The 2,602-nt window shown below is 57.9% G+C and carries 3 protein-coding genes; 1 reads left to right on the forward strand and 2 read right to left on the reverse strand.

From position 1 onward, the window contains the following. Positions 1-651: 651 nt before the first annotated feature. Together msrQ and msrP are read right to left on the reverse strand one after the other, a co-directional pair. Positions 652-1,284, reverse strand: coding sequence for a protein-methionine-sulfoxide reductase heme-binding subunit MsrQ (gene msrQ, locus A3764_RS10425; protein WP_443069061.1), 633 nt, complete (start codon positions 1,282-1,284; stop codon positions 652-654). Further along, complete coding sequence (msrP, locus tag A3764_RS10430) at positions 1,285-2,196, reverse strand: protein-methionine-sulfoxide reductase catalytic subunit MsrP (protein ID WP_067921720.1); 912 nt, start codon at positions 2,194-2,196, stop codon at positions 1,285-1,287. Positions 2,197-2,369: 173 nt separating this feature from the next. Here msrP and A3764_RS24645 point away from each other — a divergent pair. Further along, positions 2,370-2,602, forward strand: a 233-nt coding sequence (locus tag A3764_RS24645) for a molybdopterin-dependent oxidoreductase (RefSeq protein WP_236628166.1), incomplete at its 3' end; no start/stop codon positions are given.

Below are 2,602 nucleotides of genomic sequence, written 5' to 3' on the forward strand. Positions count from 1 at the left end.
AAGCCTAGGAGCGCGATATACAGACGTTGATCCATCGAATGAACCAAACCGCCCACATATCTCTTCAGATACTATCAATTTCAAAGAGCGTAGAGACAAAATCGACTGAGATGCGCCCTAACTTTTTGGCGCGCCCCGCCTCGTTTACCTCTGATTTTAGTCTTCCGCCTCGTTTCCGTCTGGTTCGTTTCCGTTCCGTCTGGCCCGTCTGGCGCCCCGTTGGAGCGTCTCTGCTCGTCCGGTAAGGGGGGTTCTAGAGTTAGTGGCTGATACCTGCAACCACTTTTTTCAGGAAAAACGCACTTTTTGTCTCCGGGTCATTTTTCGCCGTTAAAACAGGGTGTTGGGTGAATAAAATTGCGCCGGGATGGCGCTAACGGCGATTTTGTTGCTCTGACCATAGGTAAGCCTGTCGAACCTGTTTTCCATATGTTGGGGTCTCACCCGTCCCGGACGCTACGATTCACCCGGGAGGGCATGAATCGGGTGCGATTCACTGGCTGAATCGGACCGACTCGTCTGAATCGGCGGGGTGACTCGGGGCAGGATTCGTCTCCGACACCGCCTCAGGGGCAAAAAAGAAGCGATTCACCGGGGGTGAATCGCTTCTCTGCTTTCTCAGGATGGGGATCGGGGGCGCGTTTTCTGTCGTCAGCCCGATTTTTTGCGCCGACCCGGGATTCGAAGCGCCAGCAAGCCGAGAATAACCGCCATATAGATGAGCGGTTCGAGCTGAATGCCCTTCACCAGCCAGATGTAATGTACACCGCCGAGGATCACTGCCGCATAGGTCAGCTTGTGCAGCTTCCGCCAGCGGGGCCCGAGTCGGCGCACCGACCAGTTGTTCGATGTCGCCGCCAGGGGAATCAGGCAAAGGAACCCGGCCATGCCTATCGTAATGTAGGGACGCTTCAGGATGTCGGACCAGACCCGGTCCAGCGTCTGGATGTCGAGAAACGCCCAGACAAGAAAATGCGACAGTATATAGACGAAGGTCATCACACCGATGGCGCGGCGGAACCGGATCAGGTTCAGGCCCGCGAAACGCCGAAGCGGCGTAATGGCCAACCCCGCGATCAACAGCTTCAATCCGAGCGCACCGTATTCACGCTCCAACGCATTGATCGGCTCCGGGCCCAGCCCCCCGGTCAGCCCCAGATAGAAGAAGTAGGGGATCGGCAGAGACAGTATTATATAGAGCGGCCAGATCGGCACCCGCCGCAGAGTTTGGTTCAGGCGATCGACCACCGAAGGGGCCGACCGCGCGCTGTTTTCATAGGCCACTTAGAAGTTCGCTTTCAGGTCCATGCCGGAATAGAGGCTCGCGACCTCTTCCTCGTATCCGTTGAACATGAGCGTGGGGACACGCCGGGCAAACAGGCCTCCTCCGATGGGCCGTTCCGTCGCCTGGCTCCATCTGGGGTGATCCACCTCAGGGTTCACGTTGCTATAGAAACCGTATTCCCGGGGGTTCGCCTTGTTCCAGCTGGTGGGCGGCTGGGTATCCGTGAGGGTAATCCGCACGACCGACTTGATGGACTTGAACCCATATTTCCACGGAACCACCAATCGAAGGGGCGCCCCGTTCTGGTTGGGGATGTCGTTGCCGTAGATACCCGTCGCCATGATCGTCAGCGGATGCATCGCCTCGTCCAGCCGCAACCCCTCGACATAGGGCCATTCAAGGACGGGGAACTTCACGCCGGGCATCTCATCCGGGCGCAGCGCCGTTTCGAAGGCAACGTATTTCGCGCCGGATTGTACGCCCGCCATATCGAGCAGGTCGGCCAGTTCGAAACCGTTCCACGGAACGACCATCGACCACGCCTCCACGCAGCGGAAACGATAGAGACGATCCTCGATCGTCACCGCTTTCATGATATCCTCGAAAGCGTAGTCGCCGGGCTTGTCCACCATACCTTCGATCTTCACGGACCAGGGTGTGGTCGTCAGCTGATCGGCATAGCGGGAAGGGTCATCCTTACCGGTGCCGAATTCATAGTAATTGTTGTACTGAGTGATGTCTTCGTAATCGTTGGGGTCCAGCGCTTCCTGCGCGAGAGCGGGGCTGCCCCCCAGCCCCGATGCGAGGCCAAGCCCCGCGACCCCGCCCGCCATGATCTGCCGACGGTTCAAAAATGCGGCCTCCGGCGTGACATCGTTTTCCGAAAGGGTATTCTGCCAGCGGTTTGCCATGATGCTACTCCTCTATATACTTGCGTAAATGTAGTGTCGGCCCTGGCTCGAACAAAACGCTATCGCCTCACGTTTCAGCCAGCACACCCGATTGTCAGCGAAGGAGATGCACCGTGTTCCGCCTTGTCCTGCCATTCTTCGTCAGCCTCGCCCTGCCCCTCAGCGCACAGGAAATGGTCACATACGAAACCGATCAGCTGACGACCACACCCTGGTCCGTGAAGATCGAAGGTATGGTGGACAAGCCCGGCGACTACGCTTTCGAGGATATCATGAAAGCGGTGACGATCGAGGATCGTCTCTATCGTTTCCGCTGCGTGGAGGCGTGGTCGATGGTCGTTCCGTGGAACGGTTTCGAACTGGCCGACCTGCTCGATATGGCGGGCGTACAATCCGGCGCGAAATA

The organism is Sulfitobacter sp. HI0129, assembly GCF_001635395.1.
In the GTDB taxonomy this organism is placed as follows: domain Bacteria; phylum Pseudomonadota; class Alphaproteobacteria; order Rhodobacterales; family Rhodobacteraceae; genus Sulfitobacter.